The organism is Rouxiella sp. Mn2063, from assembly GCF_049319665.1.
In the GTDB taxonomy this organism is placed as follows: domain Bacteria; phylum Pseudomonadota; class Gammaproteobacteria; order Enterobacterales; family Enterobacteriaceae; genus JBMOUD01.
In genome coordinates, this window is the sequence record NZ_JBMOUD010000004.1 from 415,935 (window position 1) to 437,065 (window position 21,131).

At 49.1% G+C, this 21,131-nt stretch carries 16 protein-coding genes and 1 rRNA gene; 3 read left to right on the forward strand and 14 right to left on the reverse strand.

The window, feature by feature from the left end; genetic code table 11:
- Positions 1–147 precede the first annotated feature (147 nt).
- Complete coding sequence (gene panS, locus ACL9RG_RS09395; protein WP_422792325.1) at positions 148–1,068, forward strand: ketopantoate/pantoate/pantothenate transporter PanS; 921 nt, start codon at positions 148–150, stop codon at positions 1,066–1,068.
- Between the two features lie 74 nt (positions 1,069–1,142).
- Here panS and ACL9RG_RS09400 read toward each other — a convergent pair whose 3' ends face one another.
- The 7 genes from ACL9RG_RS09400 to ACL9RG_RS09430 form a co-directional block, all read right to left on the reverse strand.
- A complete protein-coding gene (locus ACL9RG_RS09400; RefSeq protein WP_422792326.1) occupies positions 1,143–2,795 on the reverse strand; it encodes a Na/Pi cotransporter family protein in 1,653 nt (550 codons plus the stop codon).
- A 15-nt stretch (positions 2,796–2,810) separates the two neighbouring features.
- Positions 2,811–3,467 carry an HAD family hydrolase gene (locus tag ACL9RG_RS09405; RefSeq protein WP_422792327.1) on the reverse strand — a complete coding sequence of 219 codons (657 nt, stop codon included), beginning with the start codon at positions 3,465–3,467 and terminating at the stop codon, positions 2,811–2,813.
- Positions 3,464–4,456, reverse strand: a complete 993-nt coding sequence (locus tag ACL9RG_RS09410; protein ID WP_422792328.1) for an ABC transporter ATP-binding protein — start codon at positions 4,454–4,456, stop codon at positions 3,464–3,466. The genes ACL9RG_RS09405 and ACL9RG_RS09410 overlap by 4 nt, the downstream gene beginning before the upstream one ends.
- Positions 4,457–4,458: 2 nt before the next feature.
- Positions 4,459–5,244, reverse strand: a complete 786-nt coding sequence (locus tag ACL9RG_RS09415; protein WP_422792329.1) for an ABC transporter permease — start codon at positions 5,242–5,244, stop codon at positions 4,459–4,461.
- 39 nt (positions 5,245–5,283) lie between these two features.
- Complete coding sequence (locus tag ACL9RG_RS09420; RefSeq protein WP_422792330.1) at positions 5,284–6,123, reverse strand: ABC transporter permease; 840 nt, start codon at positions 6,121–6,123, stop codon at positions 5,284–5,286.
- A 27-nt stretch (positions 6,124–6,150) separates the two neighbouring features.
- The gene (locus ACL9RG_RS09425) at positions 6,151–6,948 is read right to left on the reverse strand and encodes an alkaline phosphatase family protein (RefSeq protein WP_422792331.1); all 798 of its coding nucleotides are present in this window, start codon (positions 6,946–6,948) and stop codon (positions 6,151–6,153) included.
- A gap of 129 nt (positions 6,949–7,077) precedes the next feature.
- Positions 7,078–8,142, reverse strand: a complete 1,065-nt coding sequence (locus ACL9RG_RS09430) for an ABC transporter substrate-binding protein (protein ID WP_422792332.1) — start codon at positions 8,140–8,142, stop codon at positions 7,078–7,080.
- A gap of 201 nt (positions 8,143–8,343) precedes the next feature.
- Between ACL9RG_RS09430 and ACL9RG_RS09435 the strand changes: the two genes are divergently transcribed.
- Complete coding sequence (locus ACL9RG_RS09435; RefSeq protein ID WP_422792333.1) at positions 8,344–9,060, forward strand: UTRA domain-containing protein; 717 nt, start codon at positions 8,344–8,346, stop codon at positions 9,058–9,060.
- Between the two features lie 82 nt (positions 9,061–9,142).
- Here the strand turns inward: ACL9RG_RS09435 and yajD are convergent, their stop codons facing one another.
- Positions 9,143–9,484 carry an HNH nuclease YajD gene (yajD, locus tag ACL9RG_RS09440; protein WP_422792334.1) on the reverse strand — a complete coding sequence of 114 codons (342 nt, stop codon included), beginning with the start codon at positions 9,482–9,484 and terminating at the stop codon, positions 9,143–9,145.
- Between the two features lie 110 nt (positions 9,485–9,594).
- The gene (gene metH / locus ACL9RG_RS09445) at positions 9,595–13,296 is read right to left on the reverse strand and encodes a methionine synthase (RefSeq protein WP_422792335.1); all 3,702 of its coding nucleotides are present in this window, start codon (positions 13,294–13,296) and stop codon (positions 9,595–9,597) included.
- Between the two features lie 277 nt (positions 13,297–13,573).
- On the opposite strand from metH, the gene iclR reads away from it, so the two are divergent.
- Entirely contained in the window at positions 13,574–14,416 is an 843-nt protein-coding gene (gene iclR, locus ACL9RG_RS09450; protein WP_422792336.1) for a glyoxylate bypass operon transcriptional repressor IclR, read from the forward strand.
- 24 nt (positions 14,417–14,440) lie between these two features.
- Here the strand turns inward: iclR and aceK are convergent, their stop codons facing one another.
- From aceK to rrf, 5 genes are all read right to left on the reverse strand, one after another.
- The gene (aceK, locus tag ACL9RG_RS09455) at positions 14,441–16,174 is read right to left on the reverse strand and encodes a bifunctional isocitrate dehydrogenase kinase/phosphatase (protein WP_422792337.1); all 1,734 of its coding nucleotides are present in this window, start codon (positions 16,172–16,174) and stop codon (positions 14,441–14,443) included.
- 65 nt (positions 16,175–16,239) lie between these two features.
- The gene (aceA, locus tag ACL9RG_RS09460; protein WP_422792338.1) at positions 16,240–17,550 is read right to left on the reverse strand and encodes an isocitrate lyase; all 1,311 of its coding nucleotides are present in this window, start codon (positions 17,548–17,550) and stop codon (positions 16,240–16,242) included.
- A 36-nt stretch (positions 17,551–17,586) separates the two neighbouring features.
- The gene (gene aceB / locus ACL9RG_RS09465) at positions 17,587–19,185 is read right to left on the reverse strand and encodes a malate synthase A (protein ID WP_422792339.1); all 1,599 of its coding nucleotides are present in this window, start codon (positions 19,183–19,185) and stop codon (positions 17,587–17,589) included.
- A gap of 370 nt (positions 19,186–19,555) precedes the next feature.
- Positions 19,556–20,485 (reverse strand): homoserine O-succinyltransferase MetA, encoded by a 930-nt coding sequence (gene metA, locus ACL9RG_RS09470; protein ID WP_422792340.1) that lies wholly within the window; start codon positions 20,483–20,485, stop codon positions 19,556–19,558.
- Positions 20,486–20,842: 357 nt separating this feature from the next.
- Positions 20,843–20,958, reverse strand: a 5S ribosomal RNA gene (gene rrf / locus ACL9RG_RS09475).
- Between the last annotated feature and the right edge of the window lie 173 nt (positions 20,959–21,131).

Consider the following 21,131-nt stretch of genomic DNA (forward strand, 5'->3'; position numbering starts at 1 on the left):
AAGATAAAGCCGGATCTCTGTATCCGGCTTTATTATTTCTGGGCGGAATCTTTGTTGCCTGAATAGGCCAGAAAAGCTACAAAGAACAGTCACAACAAAAACACATCACAACACCATAAATAAGAAATAATAAGGATCACTCCTCACATGTTAGCCCTGATTACTCGCCTGTTTCCATTATGGGCCGTATTGCTGGCGGTCGCCGCCTATTACTCGCCCCACACCTTCACGCCGCTAGGCCCTTACGTTAGCCCGCTACTGATGCTGATTATGTTCGCGATGGGCGTCACTCTTGAGTTCGGAGATTTCAAACGCGTGCTATCTCGCCCGGCCCCGGTTGCCGTGGCTACGTTTCTACATTATCTAATCATGCCCTTGGCTGCCTGGTTGCTGGCCAAGCTGTTCCATATGCCAGCCGATCTCTCAGCCGGGATGATTTTGGTCGGCAGCGTTGCCAGCGGTACCGCCTCTAACGTAATGATCTATCTGGCAAAGGGCGATGTTGCGCTATCAGTGACGATCTCTGCCGTATCAACGCTGATTGGCGTGTTTGCTACCCCGCTGCTCACTCGTCTGTACGTCGATACGCATATCAAAGTCGATGTTGTTGGCATGTTGCTGAGTATTCTGCAAATTGTCGTCATCCCGATTTTCGCCGGTTTGGTGCTGCATCACCTGTTTACCAAAACCGTCAAACGTATCGAGCCACTATTACCGCTCCTCTCCATGGTGTGCATTTTGGCGATTATCAGCGCGGTCATTGCCGCCAGCCAAAGCCTGATCTCATCGGTAGGTCTGGTCGTCATTGTGGCCGTGGTTATGCACAACGCAATTGGTCTGTTGGGGGGATATTGGGGCGGCAAATTGTTTGGCTTCGATGAAACCACCTGTCGCACTATGGCACTGGAAGTGGGGATGCAAAACTCCGGCCTGGCAGCGACCTTGGGCAAAATCTACTTCACGCCGGTCGCTGCACTGCCGGGCGCTATCTTCTCGGTATGGCATAACATGTCCGGTTCACTGCTGGCTGGATATTGGTCGGGAAAACCGGTTAAAAAGAGCAAATAATTACCCGCTTGAAACATAAAAAAACGGCTGGAATCTGCATTGATCCCAGCCGTTTTATTTTATGGTCTATGGCGTTAAACCGGCTTTACTTCATCCATGATTTCACGCTCGTCATCTTCCTGCTCATCTTTATCCAGCACGTTATAAGCCACCGCAGAGAATAATGAGTTAAGGCGCTTCATATCACCCAGTAAGCCTAAATGCAGTGAACTGGTTTCGATACTTTGCACATTATGCTGATGCAAACGGTCAACGTGCGCATGAGCATAACGGCGGTCCAGAATACGGAAACGGTGCTTATTACGACGTAAACGACGCGCGCTATCGATATCGCTGGAAAGGAATACCGACAGGCTCAAACGCAGGTTATCTATCAGCTTGGCATGTAATGTGGTGAGCTCGGTCAGGCCTTCCGGTGAGAACGCACGCTTAGCCGCGTGAGATTTCGCTGCAATATCGGAAGTCATACGCTCGATAATATCGCCCGCCTGCTCCAGATTAAGTGCCATCTCGATAATCTCCGCCCAACGACGGGAATCTGCTTCGCCCAAATCTTCTTTGTGGATCTGCGCCAGATACAATTTGATGGCGGTATACAAGACATCAACATCGTCATCAAGGCGGCGCACTTCGCGGTCTTGGGTCGATTTACTGTGCATCATCTCTTGTTGCAAGATAAGCATATGCTCAACCACATCGCCCATGCGCAGGGTTTCTCGCGCGGCATTCGCTAGCGCCAATGCAGGCGTGTCGATAGCACTAACATCCAAGTGACGCGGACGTAAACGCGGGTCCTCTTCCGGCACATCGGCAATAATCATTTCGCATACTTTTGCCATCGGTCCGGACAACGGCACCAACAGCATGCAACGGATCAGGTTATAAAATACATGGAAATAGATCACCAGTTCTTCATCACGCACGTTGAGCTTGGCCAGTAGTTCAGTCAATGGGCCGACAAAAGGCAGGACAATCACCGCACCTACTAGCTTAAACAGCAGGCTACCCAGCGCAACCCGACGCCCGGCGGCATTCTGTTTGCTGGCATTAATCATCGCTAACAGGCCACTGCCGACGTTAGCACCGATCACCAGACACAACGAGACTTTCAGGGATATCACACTGGTTGCGGCTAGCGTGGCGGTGAGCAGTACTGCAGCCAAACTCGAGTAACTGATGATGGCAAACATCGCGCCGGTTAACGCATCAAGAATGGTGTCGCCAGTCAGAGAAGAGAACAGCACTTTAATGCCGGATGCCTGAGTAATCGGCGTGGCGGCATTAACAATAAGCTCAAGTGCTAACAGAATCAGGCCCAGACCAATGGCAACACGGCCCATTTGACCGGCACGGGTCTGTTTACGGCTCAAGAAGAAAGAGACACCAACAAAAATCAACAGCGGGGAAAGCCACGAAAGATCAAAAGTCAGCACACGCGCCATCAGCGCCGTACCCACATCCGCGCCAAGAATGATAACCAGAGCTGGGGCCAGTGCGACCAGCCCTTGCGCCACAAATGACGTCACGAGCAACGCGGTGGCATTGCTGCTTTGCACCAATGCAGTCACGCCAATTCCGGCCATAAACGCCAGTGGCTTTTTCTCAACACTATTGCTGAGGACACCACGCAGGTTGGCACCAAAAACGCGCATGATGCCAGTACGCACAATGTGCGTACCCCAGACCAACAGTGATATTGCAGATAACAGATGTAGAAGTGTTAACACTAAAAAAACGCTCCTTTAGCTCCAACGATAAACAGGCCATCCTGCCTGCTGAGCATGTTGAAGCAGGATAGCATCCGGATTAACAACAATCGGGTGGCCGACTTGGCTCAACAGCGGCAGATCGTTATTTGAATCCGAATAAAAACTGGCATGACGTAATTGCGTCTTATCTTGATTAAGCAATTCAAGTAGCCGAGTGACTTTACCTTCACGGTAGCTCATCACACCTTGTATCGCCCCGGTGAAACACGCTTCCTGTATTACCACGCCGATAGACAACGACTCATCAACACCAAGGTAGCGAGCAATCGGCGTCACCAGATGTTCACCCGAGGCGGAGATAATCACAATGCGATCGCCATTAGCGCGATGCTGTGCCAGACATTCCCAGGCTGCCGGATAAACACATGGCGCGATAATCTCTTCAACAAATTGATTAATCAGTTGGGCAACATCCTGCTGACGACGCCCGCGCAACGGCGCTAGCGTTAAATGCATATAGTCAGCCAAATCCATTTCGCCTAGCGCATACTGCTGTATCAGTTCTTCATTACGCTGCAAGAAGGCGCGCTTATCCTCAACCCACCCTTGCTTTATCATATAATTTGACCACTCGCTGGAGCAGTCACAACTTATCAGCGTTTCATCTAAGTCAAATAAAGCCAGACTCACGCAACCTCCCTAAGGGTAACAAGATCCAACTGTAGACCAATCTGAATACCATCGGCAAACAGTGAGTCCTTGGAACGGTTTAATACATCCACAGCTAATTCCACATCATTGACCAAGACTTGGTAACGCACAACGTTGCCTAACAGACTGTGGTTAACAATTCGGGCAGGAATTCCCTGCTCAGGCGAGACAATCGCAATAGACTCAGGACGAATAGCGACCTGGCTACGATAGGTTTGGCCGGTGAGGCGCTGGGCCTGCTCCGCGCTCAACAGGTTATAGTTGCCAATAAAACCAGCGGCAAACGCGTTGACAGGGGCAGTATACAGTGTTTCCGCATCACCATTTTGTACAATTTGCCCTTTATTCATCAACACGATGCGATCGGACATAGTCAAAGCTTCTTCCTGATCGTGCGTCACAAAAATAGCCGTGAGGTTCATTTCACGCTGAATGCGGCGGATCTGTTCGCGCAGATGGCGGCGGATGCGGGCATCTAATGCGGAAAGCGGTTCATCGAGCAGCAGCAGACGAGGCTGGGTGACAAGAGAACGAGCCAAGGCAACACGCTGGCATTGACCACCGGAAAGTTGATGCGGGTAACGGCGAGCAAATTCATTAAGCTCCACCAGCTCTAATACTTCGCCAACACGGCGAGTCACTTCGTTTGCAGAGAGTTTTTGCATCTTAAGGCCAAAGGCTACATTACCCTCAACCGTCATGTTCGGGAAGAGTGCATAACTCTGAAAAACCATCCCGATACCGCGCTTCTGCGGCGGCAACGGCACGAGATCTTCACCCTGCAGCAAGATTTGTCCGCTATCCACATCGGTTAAACCCGCGAGGCAGCGTAACAATGTCGATTTACCACAACCACTTGGCCCCAACAGGGTGACAAACTCCCCCTCTTTGGCACTGAAATCAATATTGTTGAAAATCTGTGTCTGACCATAATGCTTATTAAGTTGAGTGACTTGCAAATATGACATGATCAGCTTTTTCCTTTATTTAATGCGTTCGCCAGCCAGGTAACCACCAGCACAACAACGAAATAGGAGATGACTAATGCGCTGGTGAAATGGCCGCTGCCATTGCGCATATTGAAAAGATAAACCTGCAACGTTTCATAGCGGTTACCCACCAACAGATTGGCAAACACAAACTCGCCAATCAAAAACGAGAAGGAGAGCAATACCGCAATGGTCGCCCCTTTGCGCAGGTTAGGCAGAATGACCAACAGTGCCGCTTTCCAGGTGCTGGCTCCCAGCAAATGTGCTGCATCCATCAAATCACGCATATTAATCGCCTGCATATTGTTGGAGATAGCACGGTAGATAAATGGCAACGCGATGGTGAAATAACAACCAATCAAAATCCACGGCGTTCCGGTCAGCTCAAACGGTGGCGACGAGTACAACTGCATCAAGCCGACTGATGACACCACTGGTGGGACAGCAAATGGCAGCAGGATCAGCACATTCATCAAAGCATCAAGTCTTGGGAAGTAGTAAGCAATCACAAACATTAGCGGCAAGATTAATGCCATCGACAAGACTAATGTGCCCACGCAGACCAGCAAAGAGTGGCCGAGCGCCAGCAGGAAGCGAGGATCGCTCCATAAATCCACCAACCACTTGAACGTAAAGCCACTCGGCAAAATGGTGGCACCCCATTCGCTGACAACGGCATAAATCAAGGTAACGGCTAAAGGCAACATCAGGCCAAGCAGCAGCACCCAGACAACGATTCGGTGGTAAAGAGATTCAGCGCGGCTCATGGCAATACCTCCAGGCTGAGAAAAACGCGAGCAGAGAAGTTAACGCGCATTGAGATAGCTCCTACGCAGCAACCATTGATGGATGAAAGTGATAAAGGCCATCAATATCACCAGCAGAACAGCCAAGGCACTCCCGGTGTTCGGATCAAGAGAGATATCACCAGCGACCAGCGCAGAAATACGCACAGGGATCACGTTGAAATTACCGGTCGTCAGCGCATAAATCGTGGCGTAAGCGCCCAAGGCATTAGCAAGCAGAATGACAAAAGTACCAACCAGCGCGGGCGTTAGCACCGGCAAGCCGATGTAGCGCCAGTAGCTCCAACGACCGGCACCGAGCAAGGAGGCCGATTCACGCCAGTCTTCACGCAGGGCGTCGAAAGCCGGATACATCAATAAAATGCCCAGAGGGATTTGGAAATAGGTGTACAGCACAATGATGCCGTCTCGGGAATAGAGGTTAAACCCTTCCATCAGCCCGAATTTGTGCAGCAGCAATGTCAGACAACCGTTAAGTCCCAACAAAATAATGAAAGCAAAGGCCAGCGGCACGCCGGCGAAGTTGCTCGTCATATTGGTGAAGGACATCATGAAATTATGCAGTTTCGTCTTGCCCAATTGGCGAAGTGAGTAACTACCAACTAACGCAATCAACAGACCGTACAGGCTGGATCTGATGGAGATATCCAGTGAGAAACGAATCGCCTGTAAATAAAATGGCGAGGTCAGGATGTCGCTATAATTACCAAAGCCCCAGGCTTCGTAGTTATCACTGTAAAAACTGCTCACCGCAATCCACACCAGCGGCGCTATCTGGAAGGCGATAAAAAATACCACAAATGGCACGACAAATAGCAGAGCAAGCCACTTAGCTTTCATCCGTTATCCTTTGCTTCAATCGACGGGTTAAGCCAGTAACGCCGCACAATGCGGTTTATCATGGGCAATATTGAGCAAGGTGCAAACGGTGCCGCACAGCTCGGTTTGTAGCGGTGCTGCTTCACCAAGGCTAAAAGCGTCACCAAAGACGAACAACGGCACCTGGCGCTCTTCCGGCAGTATCCCGCCGTGGCTGCGATCGTCATTCATACCATGATCGGCAGTGACAATGACCTGATAACCCGCAGCAAGCCAGTCGCCCAGATAACGGGATAAAATACCGTCGGCACCGCGGGCTTTATTACGATATTGCATCGATGACAGGCCAAATTTATGCCCGGCATCATCAATATTCATTGGATGGATCAGCAGGAAATCCGGTTGATAGCGACGGCGCAAACTCTCGGCATCATCAAAGAGATGCGAGTCTGGGTAGGCATCATCGTAGTAGAAATGCCCATGCTGAATAGGCAATGCGAGGTCATCGGTATGGCGATCGCGCGCGGGATCAAACGGCGTACGGTTATACAACTCGCTCACCCAGTGATAAGCCGCGGCGGCCGTGGTTAAACCGGCATCGCGGGCGTAATGGAAAATACTGCGCTCGGTAGACAGGCGATCGACATGGTTATGTACAATACCGCTCACTACCGGAGTAACGCCGGTAAGAATGCACTCATATAATGGTCGAGATAACGAAGGCAGCTCACATTCCAATTGATACAAGCGACCGCGTCCTGCGGCACACTGTGCCTGTAAATATCCCATCGCATCGCGCGCTACCTGATAGTTCAGGCCGTCCAGTACCACTAGAATGTTTTTCATTATTCGTTTGCCCTAATGACTGTTAACTCCTGCAAGATGCAGGGACGTTGGCCGCCTGCATCTTGAAGTGACTTCTGCATATAAAAAACTAACCGTAAAGAACTCATCCTCACGGTTATGCTCAGGTAGTTATTGCTGCATGTTGATCATGACGTTTTCCTGCCACAGACGAGGCAGAGCTTTGGAGCTCTTATCCCACGCCGCTGCGTCAGTAATTGGGTGTGCATTCGCATATTCGCTGTTTGGCAGCAATTTAGCTTTTACGTCATCTGGCAGAGTCAGGTGCTCAGCGCGGATTGGACGTGCATAGCCACGAGCCAGATTGATTTGACCAGCATCAGAGAAGATGTATTCACGCGCCAGTTTTGCAGCGTTCGGATGCTTGCCGTATTTGTTGATGATGGTGGTGTAGCCAGATGTGATACTGCCATCAGTTGGGATCAGCACGTCAAAGCGGGTTTTATCAATCTGATCGCGATAGTTAAGACCGTTGAAGTCCCACACAATACCTACCTGCACTTCGCCTTTTTCCAAAGACGCAATGCTAGGATCATTCAGGCCAAGGCGACCGGCTTTGGCCAACTTAGCAAAGTATTCCAGACCTGGTTTCAGGTTCTTTTCGTTACCGCCCATCGCGTAAGTCGCTGCCAACACGCCGTTAGCGGCCTGTGCTGCGGTGCTTACATCACCGATGGTAACTTTATAGTTGCCTTTCAGCAGGTCAGCCCAGCTATGTGGCTCGTTCTTCACCTGAGATTTGTCGATGATAAAAGCGATAGTACCGGTATAAGCCAGAGCCCAGTTACCGTCTTTGTCTTTCGCCCAATCAGGAACTTGCGCCCAAGTAGTTGGTTTGTAAGGCAGAGTCACGCCTTCTTTCATCGCTACTGGACCAAAAGCAGCACCCACGTCACCAATATCAGCACTGGCGTTATTTTTCTCCGCCAGGAATTTAGCGATCTCTTGTGCGGAGCTCATATCAGTATCGCTGTGTTTGATACCGTATTTGCTGGTGATGTCTTGCCAGGTTTCTTTCCAGTTAGCCCAGGAGTCAGGCATACCAACGCTGTTCAAGGTACCTTCCGCTTTCGCTGCCTTTTCCAGAGCTGCAACGGAATCGTCGGCAGCAAAGACCGATGTAGTAGTACTCAGTACCAGCGCGCTGGTTAACACAGAAGCAAACAACTGTTTCATAACTGAAGCTCCGAATGATAGTGTGTGAAGTGCTGGTCTAGTCCAGCAAGAACCAAGCCAATGTACCGCTCAATTATGATAATTATATGTCAGTGCCAGCATGCGGCGTTTTTAAACGCGTAGTTGTTATCAAACGCACATATTTTCGTCACAAAAATGTCGCAATGGTGCAAAGCGCACTGAAAAGAGGCCCTCAAACCAATGAGTGAACTGCAAACAACGGTGGCAACTATTTGCCAGGCGTTAATGGATAAGCTGGCGGCTGGAGATTTTAATGTCGAAGGACGTTTACCTTCAGAGCGTACACTCAGTGAGCATTTTTCCACCACGCGCATTACTTTGCGGGAGGCACTTGGCCAGCTTGAAGCGCAGGGTTTGATTTATCGCGAAGTCCGTAAAGGCTGGTTTATTTCCCCGCCTCGCATTCTTTATAACCCACTGCAACGCAGCCATTTTCACGCCATGGTGCAAGAGCAAGGTCGGTCGGCACAGACCGAGGTGCTGGATGCCAGCCAGTTGATCGCCAGTGATAAGGTATGCGATCGCTTGGGATTAGCGGCGGGAAGCAGTGTCTATTGCATCCGGCGTTTGCGTTATATCGACACCCGCGCGGTGCTCTACGTTGAGCACTACCTGAATCCGCAGTTCTTCCCCGATATCATTGCGACCGATCTCACGCAGTCGCTAACCGATCTTTATTACACCCGCTATGGCGTGCGCTATGGCCGGGTGCGTTTTGATATGGTATCGACCTGCCTGCCAGAGCAAGCCTCCGCTGCGCTGAAAGTGCCGCAAAATAGCCCGGCGCTGTTTATCACGCGGATCAACCGCGATCAGCACGATCGTTTAATCGACTGTGATTTAGAATATTGGCGACATGATGCATTACGCATCGATGTTGAGGTCGGAGGGAATTAGGAACGGGTACAAATGTATATTTGCATAATAAACCGCCCCCTATTGGGTTTAACAAATTGAGAGCGGTCTTACTCAGCCATCGCTACTTCTTTAACATCGCTTTCAGATTGGCAAAAGGATTATGGGTAGCCATACCAACATCGTCCTGCGCATCTTCTCCAGCCACGACATTGGAACCGTATAGTTCAGCCTGAGTGTATTTCTCATGCTCATGATCGTGGCAGAACAAACACAGCATTTCCCAGTTACTACCATCCTCGGGGTTATTACCATGGTCGTGATCAATATGATGCACAGTCAGCTCACGCAGGTTGGAATAGACAAACTCTCGTGAACAGCGGCCACACACCCAAGGGAAAAGCTTGAGCGCTTTCTCGCGATAGCCTGATTCAAGTCTTGCGTAGTTTTTTGGAATATAGGCCATATAAAGGTCGCCTTGTTGCCAATGTTAGAATAAGAAAATAGGCTTCATATTACTGTGAATACAGGTTTGCCACCAGCCAACGGCGCTTGTCTCTGGCTGCTGATAGCGGATTAATCGACATCGTAGCCCAAATTAGGCGCTAACCAACGCTCAACCTCACCGATCGACATGCCTTTGCGCTCAGCATAGTCTTCCACCTGATCGCGCTGAATTTGTGCCACAGCAAAGTATTTACTTTCTGGGTGGCTAAAGTACCAACCGGATACCGCAGCTCCCGGCCACATTGCGAAGGATTCGGTCAATTTCATACCAGTGAGTGCTTCTACGTCCAGCAATTGCCAGATTTGCGCTTTTTCCGTATGTTCTGGGCAGGCAGGATAGCCAGGAGCGGGGCGAATACCCTGATAGTTCTCACGGATCAGTGCTTCGTTACTCAGGTTTTCGGTAGCGGCAAAACCCCAATGGACTTTACGAACTTGCTCGTGAAGATATTCAGCAAAACCTTCAGCCAGACGGTCTGCTAACGCTTTGACCATGATTTTGTTGTAGTCATCATGCTGTCGGTCATAAGCCTCGGCCAATGCGTCTTCCTCCAACCCACCAGTCACCGCAAACGCGCCGATGTAATCAGCTTTGCCACTGGATTTGGGCGCAACAAAATCGGCTAAGCAATAGTTAGCAAAGTCGGTTTTCTCGGTTTGCTGACGCAAATGGTGGCTGACGGCTAGCACCTCTTCACGGCGTTCGTCGTGGTAAATTTCGATATCATCGCCAACCCGGTTGGCAGGGAATAAACCTACGACACCGCGCGGATTAAGCCGTTTTTCCTCAGAGAGCATATCCAACATGTCATTGGCGTCTTTGAACAAACGCTTAGCCTCTTCCCCGACGACTTCATCTTCTAAAATACGTGGGTATTTACCTGCCAGTGCCCAGGTCATAAAGAATGGCGTCCAGTCAATATAGTTGCGCAGCGTCTCAACACTGGCCTCTATCTGTTGCACGCCAAGGCGATGCGCGACCGGCGGAGTATAATTCTCCCAATCAATATTGGCTGCATTTGCACGGGCAGCTTCTAGGCTAACAGGCGGCGTTCTTGGTTTTTTACGGCCATGTTGCACACGTATGGTTTCATATTCTTGGCGAGTACGAGCAATAAAATCATCACGTTGCGTCGTAGATAACAACGCAGAAACCACGCCAACTGAACGGGACGCATTCTGCACATAAGTGGTAGAACCGCTATAGTTTTGCTCAATCTTCACCGCGGTATGCGCTTTCGACGTCGTCGCACCGCCAATCAATAACGGGATAGTAAAACCGCGGCGTTCCATCTCTTTGGCAACGTTGACCATTTCGTCTAGCGAAGGGGTAATAAGCCCTGATAGACCAATAATATCGACTTTTTCATCAATGGCAGTTTTGAGGATCTTATCCGTTGGTACCATCACGCCCAGATCAATAATTTCGTAGTTATTGCATTGCAGCACAACGCCGACAATATTTTTGCCAATGTCATGGACATCGCCCTTCACCGTTGCCAGCAATATTTTACCGTTGGTTTGCCCTTTCTCTTTGCTCGCCTCAATGTAAGGCTCCAGATAGGCAACGGCTTGCTTCATCACGCGAGCAGATTTAACCACCTGCGGCAAAAACATTTTACCTTCACCAAACAGATCGCCGACGACGTTCATACCGTCCATTAATGGCCCTTCGATCACCTCGATTGGCCGGGCTGATTGCTGCCGTGCTTCTTCGGTATCCAGTTCAATAAATTCAGTGATCCCTTTTACTAAAGAGTATTCGAGACGTTTGCGGACTTCCCAACTACGCCATTCCGCTTGCTGTTTATTCGCCTCACCGTCGTCTTTATTACTACGAAATTTCTCAGCCAACTCCAGCAAGCGTTCGGTACCATCGCTGCGGCGATTAAGGATCACATCCTCGACCGCTTCACGCAGATCCACGGGCAGATCATCATAGATCGCCAATTGTCCGGCATTAACGATCCCCATATCCATACCATTACGAATGGTGTGATAGAGGAAGACAGCGTGGATCGCTTCACGTACCGGTTCATTACCACGGAAGGAGAAGGAGACGTTAGAAACACCACCGGAGATTAATGCATGTGGCAGTTCAGCTTTGATATCCGCGCAGGCTTCGATGAAATCCACGGCATAGTTGTTGTGCTCTTCGATCCCGGTGGCAACCGCAAAAATATTCGGGTCGAAAATAATGTCTTCCGGTGGGAAACCCACTTTTTCAGTCAATAATTTATAAGCACGGCGACAGATTTCAATTTTCCTAGCGCGGGTATCAGCCTGCCCAGCTTCGTCAAACGCCATCACGACCATTGCCGCACCGTAGCGGCGAACCAAGCGTGCGTGATGTAAAAATGCTTCCTCTCCTTCCTTCATGGAAATTGAGTTAACAATGCCTTTGCCTTGGATACATTTCAGCCCTTTCTCGATTACCGCCCATTTTGAAGAATCGATCATAATAGGGACGCGAGCGATATCCGGCTCACCGGCAATCAAGTTAAGGAAACGCACCATTGCTGCTTCGGCATCAAGCATCCCTTCGTCCATATTGATGTCGATGATCTGCGCACCGCTCTCCACCTGTTGCTGAGCAACGGCTAATGCCTCGGCATATTTCTCTTCTTTGATTAGGCGTTTAAAGCGTGCTGAACCGGTCACGTTGGTGCGTTCACCGACGTTAACGAAGAGTGTTTTCGGGTCAATCGTCAGCGGTTCCAGACCTGCCAAACGACAAGCAACCGGGATATCAGGCAGCGAACGCGGCGGCACCCCTTCGACGACTTTCGTTATCTCAGCAATATGTGCAGGCGTAGTACCACAGCAACCGCCAACAATATTTAGAAAACCAGAGCGGGCCCATTCACCAATGTGTTGTGCCATCTCTTTAGCATCTAAATCATATTCGCCGAAGGCATTAGGTAGGCCTGCGTTAGGGTGTGCTGTTACATAGCATTCGGCAATGCGTGATAACTCAGCGACATATTGACGCAGCTCATCGGGCCCCAGCGCACAGTTAAGGCCAAAAGTGAGCGGCTTAACATGGCGCAACGAGTTGTAGAAAGCTTCCGTGGTCTGGCCCGATAAAGTACGCCCAGACGCATCGGTGATAGTGCCAGAAATCATTACTGGCAATACAATACCTAGCGCTTCAAACTCACTTTCTACGGCGAACGTGGCAGCCTTAGCGTTTAAGGTATCAAAGACTGTTTCGATCATGATCAGATCGACCCCACCCTCGATCAGTGCGCGGGTAGATTCGCGATAAGCCTCCACTAATTGATCGAAAGTGACATTACGAAACGCCGGATCGTTAACATCAGGAGAGATCGACGCAGTACGGTTAGTCGGTCCTAAAACACCAGCAACATAGCGTGGTTTATTGGGCGTACGTGCCGTCCATTCATCGGCACAGGCGCGGGCAAGTCGAGCAGCCTGATAGTTAATTTCAGCTGATAGTGATTCCATATGGTAATCAGCCATTGCAATGGGGGTGGCATTGAAGGTGTTGGTTTCTAAAATATCAGCGCCAGCTTGCAGGTAACCGTTGTGGATCTCGACGATCACTTCGGGCTTGCTCAGCACCAAGAGATCGTTATTACCTTTAAGATCGCTTTTCCAATCGGCAAAACGCTCGCCACGGTAATCTTTTTCTTCTAAACGGTAGCCTTGGATCATCGTTCCCATGCCGCCGTCTAAGATTAAAATACGCTGCGCTAGCTGTTCATGTAGTGCATCAACGCGACTTTTCACATTCATCTCATCACCCATCCTTGCAATCTGCTGCGACTTCACGCCTGTGCGAGTACAACCAGCTTCATTAGTTGCTGCAAAATACGCCAGTTATCCTAGCATACCTTGCCAGAGCACAATGTTTGCTTGAATGTGAGGCTTTTTCATCAAATCTTCGAGGCTTCTTCCACGCCAGATGCAACAGATCGGATGAGCGTAAAACCTGTTTGCGATCCATACTGTAAAAACGAAAACGAATTCCAAAATAATATTTTCATGCCGATGTATTTAGGCGACGCTGATAAGGGAAAGCAAGATGGTGACTTCCTCCGCTACGGCGGCAAAACGCATAAAAAAAACCAAAAATACGGCGGCCAGTCCCCATGTCGCAACCGGCCAGGTCCAGTCTTTAACACGCGGTTTGAAGCTGCTGGAGTATATTGCCGAAGCACAAGGGAATGTGGCGTTAACCGATTTGGCACAGCAAGCAGGGCTGCCTAATTCAACGACTCATCGACTGCTAACGACCATGCAGCAGCAAGGCTTTGTGCGCCAGGTCGGTGATTTAGGTTTGTGGACCATCGGCTCACATGCTTTTGTTGTTGGCAGCAGCTTTTTACAAAGCCGCAATTTACTGGCGATGGTACATCCGATACTGCGGCGTTTAATGGAAGACTCCGGCGAGACAGTGAACCTAGCGGTACTCGATCACAGTGATTATCAAGCAATCATCATCGATCAGGTGCAGTGCAACGCGCTAATGCGCATGTCCGCGCCAATAGGCGGCAAACTGCCAATGCACGCCTCGGGAGCAGGTAAAGCCTTCCTCTCAACCTTGCCGGAAGAACGTCTGGTCAAAATACTGCATAAGATTGGTTTACATAGCTATACCCCGATGACCCGCACATCACCGGCGAATCTTAAACAGGAATTGGCAGATACGCGTAAACGCGGGTATGCCTTTGACGATGAAGAGCATGCGTTAGGGCTGCGCTGTGTGGCAGCCTGCATCTACGATGAGCATAATGATGCCTACGCCGCCATTTCCATCTCAGGCCCCGTATCGCGAATAACGGATGACCGCGTGACCGAAATTGGCGCATTAGTTATCCATGCGGCAAAAGAGATCACGCAGGCTTATGGCGGTGGTAAACATTAATTATTATTAAGGAGGCCACAGACTTCACACGCTTAGTGGCTGGTGAACTCTGTGGCTAAAGCGCTGCCGATTGCGATAGGCATAAACGTCTTCAACATGGCCGTCGAGAATACGCTGCTGTAAACCCCGCCAATAATCAGGGCAAAATAGGTCACCGTGCAACATCTCAAACAGCGGACGAAGGCGTTTATCACTGCATAAAAAATACCGGAACTCTTCAGGAAATACATCGTTTTCCGCCACGCTGTACCAAGGCTCACTGGCTAATTCCTCTTCAGGATAAGATGTCTGTGGCAAGCTGCGGAAGTTAATCTGGGTCATGTAGCAAATTTCATCGTAATCATAAAATACGACGCGGCCGTGGCGAGTAACACCAAAGTTTTTAAACAACATATCGCCTGGAAAAATATTAGCTGCTGCCAACTGCTTGATAGCATTACCGTATTCTTCGATGATATCGTGTAACTGCTGTGACGTAGCCTGCTCAAGATAAAGATTCAGTGGCGTCATGCGACGTTCAATATATAAGTGCCGTATCGCTATACTGTCTCCTAGATCTTCGATTTTATTCGCCACCTCGCGCTGCAGCTCGGCCATAAGTTCTGGGCTGATACGATGTTTGGGTAAAATAAAATGTTCAAATTCTTGAGTGTCAGCCATTCTCCCTACACGGTCATGTTCTTTGACCAACTGATAGCACTCTCTCACTCGTTGTTCAGTCACCTGCTTAGGTGGCGCAAAACGGTCTTTAATTACCTTAAAAACGCGGTCGCTACCCGCTAGGGTAAATACCAACATCACCATGCCTTTAACGCCAGGAGCAATAATAAACGGCTCGTTTCCAGAAGCCATAAACCGTAGATGTTCGCGATAACATTCTGTTTTGGCATGTTTTTGACAACCAATTGCGCTGTATAGCTCTGCGGTTGTTTTGGTGGGTAATATCTCGCGCAGCCATTCAACCAATGCGCCGGGATGGGGTGCATAAACCATAAAATAGGAGCGAGCGAAACCAAAAACGATACTGGCGTCATCATGTTTGGTTAAACAGCTGTCGACAAATAACCTGCCCTGCGCGGTTTGATGTACAGGTAGCAGGAAGGGATAAGCCCGTTTATTCAGACGAATTTTGCCACTCAGCCACGCGGCTTTATTGCGATAAAAAAGCTCGGTGGCGATTTCAAACTGTGCGTCAGCCATTGCGTTTGGCCCAAAGCTCTCCTCTAGCGTATCAGCAATGGCCAGAACGTCTCTCTCAATATCATCCCAAGGCAGGCGCAGCGGCAATTCCGTTAATAATTTATGCAGCATGGCCTGCAAACCAGAAGCTGGGCAGTATGCCCGTGCCAGCGGACGATGAGGTTGATTCGCACTTTCGACCGGCTGTTCACTGAAAATAAACAGTTTGTCGGCGGTTAAATCACGGTGCTTGAAGATACGGCAATAGACAGAATTAAAGAAACTTTCGGCTATTTCACCACGAGGATAGTCGGGCAGTAATCCGCTGTAACAGGCTTTAACCCGGCCAATAAATGCCGCATCAAAAAAGTGTGAACCCGTTATACATTTCAACTGACTGACGACTAAGCCAACATGATGGTCATAAAGATGAATACGCTGTTTCATCGCCTGCTGCACCGCAGGCCAGTCGGCCAGTTCAAAACGTTGCTGAGCACCGGAAGTGATTTCCAAAAAACGACCATACTGAGCATCAAAGCCTTGCAGGATGGTTTGGGCAATTAGCAGTTCGGTTGTCATCGCTCAGCCCTCTGATATCGCAGATTTTTCTAAAATGGCCCGGCTTATGCCGGGCCATTCATCACTCAGGAAAATTGCTGTTCTTCTGTTGAACCGGTCAGTGCGGTGACCGATGAGCGCCCGCCTTGTATGATGGTCGTGACTTTATCGAAATAGCCGGTGCCGACTTCCTGCTGGTGCGAGGCAAAGGTATAGCCACGCGTTACCGCATCAAACTCCGGTTGCTGTACTTTTTCGACATAGTGCTTCATTCCCTCACCTTTCGCGTAAGCATGTGCCAAATCAAACATGTTGAACCACATACTGTGAATACCTGCGAGGGTAATAAATTGGTACTGATAACCCATTGCCGCCAGTTGTTCTTGGAAGCTGGCGATAGTTTTATCGTCGAGATTTTTCTTCCAGTTAAACGACGGCGAACAGTTATAGGCCAGTAATTTTCCTGGGAAACGTTGATGGATAGCATCAGCAAATCGCTTAGCTAATGCCAGGTCGGGTGTCGAGGTTTCACACCAGACCACATCGGCATAAGGCGCATAGGCAAGGCCACGCGAGATTGCCTGCTCTATTCCAGCGTGAGTGCGGTAAAAACCTTCATGAGTGCGTTCACCGGTAATAAATTGGCTATCGTAAGGATCGCAGTCAGAAGTCAGTAAGTCGGCAGCATCGGCATCAGTACGAGCGACCAAAATCGTTGGTACTCCCAGAACATCTGCCGCCAAACGAGCCGACACCAGTTTTTGTATCGCCTCTTGCGTCGGAACCAATACTTTGCCGCCCATATGTCCGCATTTTTTCACAGCAGCTAACTGGTCCTCAAAATGTACTGCCGCCGCCCCGGCCTCGATCATGGCTTTCATTAATTCAAATGCGTTAAGCACGCCACCAAAGCCGGCTTCAGCATCAGCGACGATCGGTAGGAAGTAATCGGTATACCCTGGCTGGCCAGGCTCAATATTGTTAGACCACTGTATTTGGTCGGCACGGCGGAAGGTATTATTAATCCGCGCGACAACCTCTGGCACTGAATTGACCGGATAAAGGGATTGGTCAGGGTACATACTCGACGCGGTATTGGCATCGGCCGCGACCTGCCAACCAGAAAGATAAATTGCTTCAATACCGGCTTTAGCCTGCTGCAAAGCCTGCCCGCCGGTCAGTGCCCCCAGACAGTTCACATAACCTTTACGCGACGCGCCGTGTAGCAAGTTCCATAAGCGACTCGCACCATGCTGCGCCAACGTACACTCCGGGTTAATCGAGCCACGCAGACTAATAACTTCTGCTGCGCTGTAGGGGCGGGTGATCCCTTTCCAACGTGACTGTGACCAGGTTTCTTCAAGCTGCTGTATTTGTTGGCTACGGGTAATTTTCATGACAGTGACTCCAATTAAATTTATGGGGGCGTGTTATCAAGCCAGCAGCGAATAGCCCGGCAGGGTGAGGAAATCGATCAATTCATCTTGGGTGGTAATTTTTTCCATCAGTGCGGCAGCTTCATGAAAACGGCCCGAGCTAAACCGCTGCTCACCCAGCTCCTGCTGAATTACCTGCATTTCCTCCGCCAGCATCTGGTGAAAGAGTGCTTTGGTAACCTGTCGCCCGTCGTCCAATGTTTTAGCGTGGTGGATCCACTGCCAAATTGAAGTACGAGAAATCTCTGCGGTGGCGGCATCTTCCATCAGTCCATAAATTGGCACGCAGCCGTTGCCGGAAATCCATGCCTCGATGTACTGCACCGCAACACGAATATTGGCGCGCATCCCGTCTTCAGTACGAGAACCGGGACACGGCTCAAGTAGCATTGCTGCATTAATCGGCGCATCTTGTTCGCGCATCACATCCAATTGGTTAGGGCGTATACACAGAATTTTGTCAAACACTGACATGGCAGTATCAGCCAGGCCTGGATGTGCTATCCAAGTGCCGTCATGACCATTTTCTGCTTCTAGCTCTTTGTCTTTGATAACTTTATTAAGTACCCATTGATTGCGCTGCGGATCTTTACTCGGGATCAATGCCGCCATCCCCCCCATTGCAAACGCTCCGCGGCGATGACAGGTTTTAATCAGCAGGCGTGAATAAGCACTCAGGAAGGGTTGTTCCATGGTGACAACCTGACGATCGGGTAATACCCGATCCGGGTAGTTCTTCAATGTTTTGATATAGCTGAAGATGTAATCCCAGCGTCCACAGTTAAGGCCGACGATATGCTCACGCAGGTGATAAAGGATTTCATCCATTTGGAACACTGCGGGTAGCGTCTCAATCAACACTGTCGCTTTGATAGTACCGCGAGGCAGACCTGCGCTATCTTCTGCATAGCTGAAGACCTGGCTCCACCACTGCGCCTCTTTGTAAGACTGCATCTTCGGCAGATAGAAATAAGGGCCGCTGCCTTTTGCTAACAGCTCTCGATAGTTGTGGAAGAAGTACAAAGCAAAATCAAACAGCCCACCGGGGATCGCTTCTCCTTGCCATTTAACATGCTTTTCAGGCAGATGCAGTCCCCTTACCCGGCAAACTAAAACGGCAGGATTGGGTTTAAGCTGATAAATTTTCCCAGACTCGTTGGTATAGCTGATGGTGCCTTTCACCGCATCGCGTAAATTAATCTGCCCTTCAATGACTTTTGACCAAGCCGGTGCGAGTGAATCTTCAAAGTCAGCCATGAAGACTTTAACGTTGGCATTCAACGCATTGATCACCATCTTGCGTTCAACCGGGCCGGTAATCTCAACCCGGCGATCTAACAGGTCATCAGGGATGTTTTTAATCCGCCACTCAGATTGTCTAATGGAATCTGTTTCCAAAATAAAATCAGGTAATACACCACGATCAATATTGGCTTGATTCGCCTTTCTTTCTGCGAGGAGCTGGTTACGAGCCGGTGTGAATTGGCTCACCAATTCGGATAAAAAGTCTATCGCCTGTTCGGTTAGGATACTGGCAGCCTGTTCCGAGAACTGGCGTGTAAAGTCGAGTGGACTGCGGGTTATCTGTTGTGACATCAACATTCTCCTGACTTATCAAGGCACTCAGCCAGTATTTATCTGAGTGCTACGCAACGCTCTTGGCCATGCGCCCGACGTCTTCGGGATCGTTTTGAGCGATACGATCTCGCAGGTCATTTAGTAGCCAATACTATTAAGCGTAATCAAGAAAATGATAAAATCAAAAACGATTTCCATTTTTAATTTAATTAAAAATAAATTCCTTTTTATTCATGATATTAATAAAGATAATTTTTTATTAAAAACAGGAGTGATTTCCATTTTTATGGAAATAAGAAGCGTGTTATTCGAAGAGAAGAAGTATGAAAATGACAACGGCCAACTTAATGGCCGTTGTGTCTGTAGCAGGGGGTAGTACTCGATATGTTTATTCTAAGGTAGGGTTCATCTGGCGCAGATCAAACGGCGTGATCTGATAAACATAGTAGTTCAACCAGTTAGTAAATAGCAGATTGCCATGGCTGCGCCAGGTCGCTTTTGGCGTGAGGTCAGCGTTATCCTGAGGGAAATAATTTACCGGCATATCAGGCGACAGGCCCGCATCGCTATCACGTAAATATTCTCCCGCTAAGGTATCCGCATCATACTCAGGATGCCCAGTCACAAACGCCATACGTTTATCTTTAGTTGCAAACAGGTAAGCACCGGCATCTTCAGATTTTGCGAGAATTTCCAGTTCACTGTATTTGCTCAGCTCCTCAATGGGGAAATCAGCATAACGAGAGTGTGGAGCCAGGAAAGAGTCATCAAATCCGCGGGTAAGCAGCGCCAAAGGCTGTAATAGTTGATGAGTATAAACACCCGATAACTTAGTTTCTCGCGTGAGTTTTGGGGTGCCATATAACACATTGAGTGCCGCCTGCACCGCCCAGCATACAAACAACGTTGAGGTGACGTGCTCTTTTGCCCAATGAATAATACGTTCGATTTGCGGCCAATAAGCCACATCGCAAAAATCAACCAAACCTAACGGGGCACCAGTAACGATCAAACCATCGTAGTTATCATGCTGAATATCCTCAAAATTACAGTAGAAGTTATTCAGATGTTCGACTGGAGTGTTCTTCGACTCTCGGCTATCAATGCGCAGCAGTTGCACGTCAATTTGCAAAGGGGAATTGGACAGCAGACGTAAAAACTGGTTTTCAGTCTCTATCTTCTTCGGCATCAGATTGAGTATCAGCACCTTTAACGGGCGAATTTCTTGAGTTTTCGCACGTGATGAGGTCATAACAAACACATTCTCATCGCGCAAGAAACTCACTGCTGGTAACTCATCAGGTACCCTAATTGGCATAACAACTTCCCCACTGCATCCGTTTATACGTTTAGACTTCTAGATGCCTGACAATAGCGGTTTTCGACAATCTTGTCGAGCCAATAGGTGATAGGTGAAAAAGTTTCAGCATCTTGTCTATGGTTATAACGTTGGGATCTTAATCTTTGATTTATTGATAGAAATAGAGATAAATGAAAGGTCTAAGTAGGATAAAAATGTTGTGGTTCTGAGCATTATCTAGGCAGGTTTTAATCTTTTCCGCAATAGAAAAAGCCCTTCACTTGCGTGAAGGGCTTCGTCTTGCTCTTTACTCTATCAATGCAGATAAATAAAAAAGCCCCTCGCTTTCGCGAAGGGCTTTTCTATTTATTTGATGCCTGGCAGTTCCCTACTCTCACATGGGGAGACCCCACACTACCATCGGCGCTACGGCGTTTCACTTCTGAGTTCGGCATGGGGTCAGGTGGGACCACCGCGCTAGTGCCGCCAGGCAAATTCGTTTTATTCCAACCGCGTCGCATGATTTCTCATACTCTGCCATCAGAACCAATCTCGGAACGTCACTGAAAATTTACTTTGAGTCTCTAAAAACACCTTTGGTGTTGTAAGGTTAAGCCTCACGGATCATTAGTACTGGTTAGCTCAATGCATCGCTGCACTTACA